Origin of the sequence: Curtobacterium sp. B18 (assembly GCF_000333375.1) — a bacterium.
Lineage (GTDB): Bacteria > Actinomycetota > Actinomycetes > Actinomycetales > Microbacteriaceae > Curtobacterium.
The window spans coordinates 1-5538 of sequence record NZ_BACZ01000455.1 but is presented as its reverse complement, the minus strand read 5'-3'; the positions used below and the strand labels follow the sequence as shown (position 1 = coordinate 5538).

The window sequence follows — 5538 nt, the reverse complement described above, 5'->3', positions numbered from 1 at the left end:
AACAAGCGACAACTGAACGGGAGCTTTTCCATGGCCGAAGGGACACTGACCCCCAGTGTTTTGACCGCCTTCTGAGAGACCGGATCGTGTGGCTCGGCTCCGAGGTCCGCGACGACAACTCGAACGAGATCGCAGCCAAGCTGCTGATGCTCGCCGCCGAGGACCCTGAGAAGGACATCTACCTCTACATCAACTCGCCCGGTGGTTCGATCACCGCCGGCATGGCGATCTACGACACGATGCAGTTCGTGCCGAACGACATCGTCACGGTGGGCATCGGCCTGGCCGCCTCGATGGGGCAGTTCCTGCTCTCGTCGGGCACCCCGGGCAAGCGCTACATCACCCCGAACGCGCGCGTGCTCCTGCACCAGCCGTCGGGTGGGTTCGGTGGCACCGCCGCCGACATCCAGACGCAGGCGAAGGTCATCCTCGACATGAAGCAGCGGATGGCCGAGCTCACGGCGGAGCAGACCGGCAAGTCGATCGAGCAGATCCTCAAGGACAACGACCGCGACAACTGGTTCACGGCGCAGGAAGCCCTCGAGTACGGCTTCGTCGACCACCTCCGTGCATCGTCGACCGAGGTCATCGGCGGCGGTGGCACCGTCGGCGACGGCGAGACCCCGACCGACGCGGCCGAGCCCGACGCCCAGTCCTGATCCCACCCACCGAAGAAAAGGAAACGAGAATGCATCTCCCCATGCTCGGTGGCGCGCAGAACGTCCCGGCCCCCACTGATCGGTACATCCTGCCGAGCTTCGAAGAGCGCACGGCCTACGGCTACAAGCGGCAGGACCCGTACGCGAAGCTGTTCGAGGACCGCATCGTGTTCCTCGGCGTCCAGGTCGACGACGCGTCGGCCGACGACGTCATGGCCCAGCTGCTCGTGCTCGAGTCGATGGACCCGGACCGCGACATCGTGATGTACATCAACTCGCCCGGTGGCTCGTTCACCGCGATGACGGCGATCTACGACACGATGCAGTACATCCGTCCGCAGATCCAGACGGTCTGCCTCGGCCAGGCTGCCTCGGCGGCGTCCGTGCTCCTCGCTGCCGGCACCCCCGGCAAGCGTCTGGCGCTCCCGAACGCCCGCGTGCTCATCCACCAGCCGGCGGTCCAGCAGGGCGGCGGCCAGGCCTCCGACATCGAGATCCAGGCGGCGGAGATCCTCCGCATGCGCACCTGGCTCGAGGAGACCCTGTCGAAGCACTCGAACAAGACGGCGGCCGAGGTCAACAACGACATCGAGCGCGACAAGATCATGTCCGCCGAAGAGGCGCTCGAGTACGGCCTGATCGACCAGGTCCTCACGAGCCGCAAGAACCTGCCGGCGCTCGTCAAGTAGCACCGCACCACGAAGGCCCCGCACCGTCCGGTGCGGGGCCTTCGTGCGTCGCCGGGGCCGGTCCGGGTCGCGGGTCCTGGAGGCGCGGTGCGGGTCCGGTGGGTCGGCGTCAGTCCTCGGCGGGGTCGTCGTCGGCCGCGGGGGCGGGTCGGCGACGCACGAGCAGCAGGAGCGCGACGACGAGGCCGACGAGGACGATGCCACCGGCGCCGATCCAGAGCGCGTCGGACGCGGTGGAGTCGGTGCTGCCGGAGGCCGTGCCCGTGGTGTCGGCGGGGGTGCTCGCCGTGCTGCCGGCGGTGGCGCAGACGGGCGGCTTCGCGGATCCCGTCGCGGGTTCGAACCCGGCGGGGGCGTCCCAGCGGAACCGGTACTCGTCGGAGACGGTGTGGCCGTCGGCGGAGACGATCTGCCACTCGACGGTGTACTCGCCCGAGGCGCCGAGCGCGGCCGTCGTGGTCATCGACGGTCCGTCGACGGCGAGGCAGCCGTCCTCGTAGTACTTCCCGTCGGGACCGACGATCCGGTAGGCGAAGCCGGAGTTCGTGTCGTCGATGTCGAGCAGCTTGTCGTTCGTCGTGATCTCGAAGGCCTTCGGCAGCGCCGTGAGGGTGCCGTCGACCTTCGGGGTCGAGGCGATCATGTAGTTGTGCGCGCTGGCGGGGGCGGCGAGGCCGAGGACCGCACCGCCCACGACGGCGAGGGTGGCGGCGATGCCGGCACCGCGCCTCCAGACCCGCCGGAGGCGCGGTGACCGTCTCGTCGACGCGTCCCGCGCCGTCGACGTGTCCCGCTTCGTCGACGTGTCGCCGTCCGTCACTTGGAGGCGCTCCGGCGACGGGTGTTCGCGACGGCGACGACCAGGGCGACCGCACCGAGGACGAGGCCGCCGAGGCCGAGGAACCGACCGACGAGGTCGGGGTCGGCGGGGGTGGTCGAGGCCGCTGCCGCCGCCGTCGGGGTGGCCGCGACGGGGTCGCCGTCGTCGTCCGTGGCGGTGGCCGCGGTCAGGGTGATCGAGGGCGCCGGGTGCTCCGGCTCGGCCTGGCCGGCTTTCTGCTCCTGGTCCCAGTCGACCGAGCCCTTCTCGCAGGTCTGCACCGCGGGGAACTCGACGAGGTCGCCGGCCTTGCCGTCCGGCAGCGAGAAGGACAGCGAGAACGTGTCGCGCTCGTCGGCGGGGAGCGGGGTCTTCGCCGTGTAGGTGACGCTCGTGACGCGTTCGCCGGCGTCCTCGGCCGACTCGTCGTCCGCGGCGGCCGACGCGCTCGTGTACGGCGCCGTCGCCTTCGTGATGGTCCAGTTCGGGTTCACGGTGGGCGTGACCTCGATGATGGACTTCGGCACCTCGAACGTGATCTTCGTCGTGGGGGAGCCGTCGCAGCCGTGCGGGAGCGAGAAGGTGGTCGTCGTGTACGAGTTCGCCGCGGTCGAGGTGGCCGTCGCCGAGACGTGTGCGCTGGCGACACCCGCGGTGCCGAGGACGATCGCAGCGGTGACGCCGAGGGTCGCGGTGCCGACGACGGCGAGGCGCTTGGACATGGGGTTCCTTCCGGGACTGCGGGTTCTACAACTTGTAGAGAAGTCGTGGACACGCTAGCAGGATCGAACGCCCTGGGCGAACGCGCCGGAGGAAACCGGCCTGGCGTCGCCGTCGGTGTCACCGGTTGCGATTAGGCTCGGTACGAGTCGGGCAGGTCGTCGACCTGCATCGGTCAACCAGGGAGGGCACCGACATGGCACGCATCGGAGAGAGCGCTGACCTGCTCAAGTGCTCCTTCTGCGGCAAGAGCCAGAAGCAGGTCCAGCAGCTGATCGCCGGTCCCGGCGTGTACATCTGCGACGAGTGCGTCGAGCTGTGCAACGAGATCATCGAGGAGCGACTGGCCGAAGCCGGCGAGGACACCGCCAGCGGTGACTTCGAGCTCCCCAAGCCGCGCGAGATCTTCGACTTCCTGCAGGAGTACGTCATCGGGCAGGACCCGGCGAAGCGCTCCCTGGCCGTGGCCGTCTACAACCACTACAAGCGCATCCGCGCGCAGGGGCAGATCACCGCAGCGGAAGACCGCGACGACATCGAGATCGCGAAGTCGAACATCCTGCTGATCGGGCCGACCGGCTGCGGCAAGACCTACCTCGCGCAGACCCTGGCGAAGCGGCTCAACGTCCCCTTCGCGGTCGCGGACGCCACCGCCCTGACCGAGGCCGGGTACGTCGGCGAGGACGTCGAGAACATCCTGCTGAAGCTCATCCAGGCAGCCGACTACGACGTGAAGCGTGCCGAGACCGGCATCATCTACATCGACGAGGTCGACAAGATCGCGCGGAAGGCCGAGAACCCCTCGATCACGCGCGATGTCTCCGGTGAAGGCGTGCAGCAGGCGCTGCTCAAGATCCTCGAGGGCACGGTCGCCTCGGTCCCGCCGCAGGGCGGTCGGAAGCACCCGCACCAGGAGTTCATCCAGATCGACACGACGAACGTGCTGTTCATCGTGGCGGGGGCGTTCGCCGGGCTCGAGGACATCGTGTCGTCGCGCGTGGGCAAGCGGGGGATCGGCTTCGGTGCGCCCTTGCACAGCCCGCTCGACCAGCAGGACCTCTACGCCGACGTCCTGCCAGAAGACCTGCACAAGTTCGGGCTCATCCCGGAGTTCATCGGGCGCCTCCCCGTCGTGACCACCGTGTCGCAGCTCGACCAGTCCGCGCTGATGCAGATCCTCACCGAGCCGAAGAACGCGCTCGTGAAGCAGTACCAGCGGATGTTCCAGATCGACGGCGTCGAGCTCGAGTTCGACCGTGGTGCGCTCGAGGCGATCGCCGACCTCGCGGTGCTGCGCCAGACGGGTGCTCGTGGGCTCCGGGCGATCCTCGAAGAGGTGCTCGGGCCGGTGATGTTCGACGTGCCGTCCGACGACGACGTCGCACGTGTCGTGATCACCCGCGAGTCGGTGCTCGAGAACGCTGCGCCGACGATCGTGCCGCGGCCCCGGGCGAAGCGCGTCGAGAAGTCCGCGTAGCCCGCAGCTCGCGACGAAGCCCCGCACCGGATCGGTGCGGGGCTTCGTCGTGGGCGGGCGGGCGGTCGCCGGGGCCCGCGGATCGACGTCTGGTTCTTCCCATGACGGCTGCGATGGAAGGTGAGATCGGGCGTACCTGGACNGAACTTCCGACCAGGTACGCCCGATTCTACGCGGTACGCCCGTAACCGCCCGGTCGCCTACTCGAGCCCGCGGCGGCGCAGCAGCGGCCCGACCTCGGCGTCACGCCCGCGGAAGTCCCGGTACGCCTCGAGCGGGTCCTTCGCCCCGCCGACGCCGAGCAGCCGTTCCGCGAAGCGTCGACCGGCTGCACGGTCCAGCCCACCGTTCTCGCGGAACCACTCGACCGTGTCGGCGTCGAGCACCTCGGACCAGATGTACCCGTAGTACCCGGCGTCGTACCCGCCCGCGAACGTGTGCGCGAAGTACGTCGACGAGTACCGCGGCGGCACGGCCTCGACGGCGATGCCCGCGTCCGAGAGTGCCTGGCGTTCGAAGTCCTCGACCGAGGTCACCGCAGCGGCTGAGGCTGCCGAGAGCCGGTGCCACGCCTGGTCGAGCAGCGCCGCCGCGAGGTACTCGGTCGTCGCGAACCCCTCGTTGAACCCGGCGGAGTCGCTCAGCCCGAGGACGAGCTCCGGCGGCAGGGGTGCCCCGGTCTCGTGGTGCTTGGCGTAGTTCGCCAGGACGGACGGCCACGACATCCACATCTCGTTCACCTGCGACGGGAACTCGACGAAGTCCCGCTCGACGTTGGTGCCGGAGAAGCGCGGGTAGGTCGTGCGGGCGATGAGGCCGTGCAGCGCGTGCCCGAACTCGTGGAAGAGCGTCTCGACCTCGTCCTGGATGAGGAGCGTCGGCGATCCGGCGGCCGGCTTCGCGACGTTGAGGTTGTTCACGACGACGGGCAGCGTGCCGAGCAGCGCGGACTGCTCGACGACCGGGTTCATCCACGCTCCGCCGCGCTTGCCGTCCCGCGTGTAGAGGTCGAGCAGGTAGAGCCCGACCTCCTCGCCGTCGGACCCGCGCACCTCGAACACCCGGACCTCGTCGTTGTACCCGTGCAGGTCGGAACGTTCGGTGAAGGTGAGGCCGTAGAGCTCGCCGGCCGCGTGGAAGACGCCGTCGTGCAGGACCCGGTCGGCCTCGAAG

At 69.2% G+C, this 5538-nt stretch carries 6 protein-coding genes; 3 read left to right on the top strand and 3 right to left on the bottom strand.

Annotation, left to right across the window (positions count from 1 at the left end):
- The first annotated feature begins 86 nt into the window (after positions 1-86).
- Positions 87-659: an ATP-dependent Clp protease proteolytic subunit gene (locus I5E_RS12300; protein ID WP_022907248.1), complete on the top strand. Its 573-nt coding sequence runs from the start codon at positions 87-89 to the stop codon at positions 657-659.
- A 29-nt stretch (positions 660-688) separates the two neighbouring features.
- Positions 689-1348: an ATP-dependent Clp protease proteolytic subunit gene (locus tag I5E_RS12295; RefSeq protein ID WP_031262502.1), complete on the top strand. Its 660-nt coding sequence runs from the start codon at positions 689-691 to the stop codon at positions 1346-1348.
- Positions 1349-1457: 109 nt separating this feature from the next.
- Here the strand turns inward: I5E_RS12295 and I5E_RS12290 are convergent, their stop codons facing one another.
- Together I5E_RS12290 and I5E_RS12285 are read right to left on the bottom strand one after the other, a co-directional pair.
- Positions 1458-2168, bottom strand: a complete 711-nt coding sequence (locus I5E_RS12290; protein WP_022907246.1) for a copper resistance CopC family protein — start codon at positions 2166-2168, stop codon at positions 1458-1460.
- Positions 2165-2890, bottom strand: coding sequence for a YcnI family copper-binding membrane protein (locus I5E_RS12285; protein WP_022907245.1), 726 nt, complete (start codon positions 2888-2890; stop codon positions 2165-2167). The genes I5E_RS12290 and I5E_RS12285 overlap by 4 nt, the downstream gene beginning before the upstream one ends.
- Positions 2891-3084: 194 nt before the next feature.
- Between I5E_RS12285 and clpX the strand changes: the two genes are divergently transcribed.
- Positions 3085-4365, top strand: coding sequence for an ATP-dependent Clp protease ATP-binding subunit ClpX (clpX, locus tag I5E_RS12280; RefSeq protein ID WP_022907244.1), 1281 nt, complete (start codon positions 3085-3087; stop codon positions 4363-4365).
- A gap of 200 nt (positions 4366-4565) precedes the next feature.
- Here the strand turns inward: clpX and I5E_RS12270 are convergent.
- A partial coding sequence (locus I5E_RS12270; RefSeq protein ID WP_022907243.1) for a M3 family metallopeptidase occupies positions 4566-5538 on the bottom strand: 973 nt, incomplete at its 5' end.